This is a genomic window from Paenibacillus sp. LC231, assembly GCF_001860525.1.
Lineage (GTDB): Bacteria > Bacillota > Bacilli > Paenibacillales > Paenibacillaceae > Paenibacillus_AQ.
Genome location: NZ_JFOM01000001.1, coordinates 1 through 695 on the forward strand (window position 1 = coordinate 1; position 695 = coordinate 695).

Annotated in this window: 2 rRNA genes; both read right to left on the bottom strand. The window is 46.6% G+C overall.

From position 1 onward, the window contains the following. Positions 1 to 331, bottom strand: a 23S ribosomal RNA gene (locus AK95_RS00005); the annotation flags it as partial. A 293-nt stretch (positions 332 to 624) separates the two neighbouring features. After that, positions 625 to 695, bottom strand: a 16S ribosomal RNA gene (locus AK95_RS00010); the annotation flags it as partial.

The following is a 695-nucleotide window of genomic DNA, read 5'->3' on the forward strand; positions in this document are numbered from 1 at the left end:
TTCCTTTGTAACTCCATGTGAGACGTCCCACAACCCCAGAGAGCAAGCTCTCTGGTTTAGGCTGTTCCGCGTTCGCTCGCCGCTACTGACGGAATCACTCTTGTTTTCTCTTCCTCCAGGTACTTAGATGTTTCAGTTCCCTGGGTATGCCTCCTCGCATCCTATGTATTCAGATACGGGTAACTAGCTATTACACTAGCTGGGTTTCCCCATTCGGACATCCCCGGATCGAAGCTTGCTTACAGCTCCCCGAGGCAGTATCGTTGTTCGCCACGTCCTTCTTCGGCTCCTAGCGCCTAGGCATCCTCCGTGTGCTCTTAGTAGCTTAACCAATCGCTTCATATTTGCCTGATTCTCTTCCCTTGTTACCAAAAGTCGTTCATCATGCAAATATTCCGCTCTATGCTACTCTTTACTTCTTGGTCAATCACTTGACACAAGTCGTTAGAGAAGGATATTTCTAATTGCGCAAATTCGTTTCGTTATCTAGTTTTCAAGGATCAAATGAGAGTTGAACTCTCAAAACTGACCAACGAGTGAGTAACAGGCCTAAACCTGATTTTAAGGGTGACTTCATTGAAGTCATATTTGAATGTTTCCGTTGCAGGAAACGATTCTCCATAGAAAGGAGGTGATCCAGCCGCACCTTCCGATACGGCTACCTTGTTACGACTTCACCCCAATCATCTACCCCA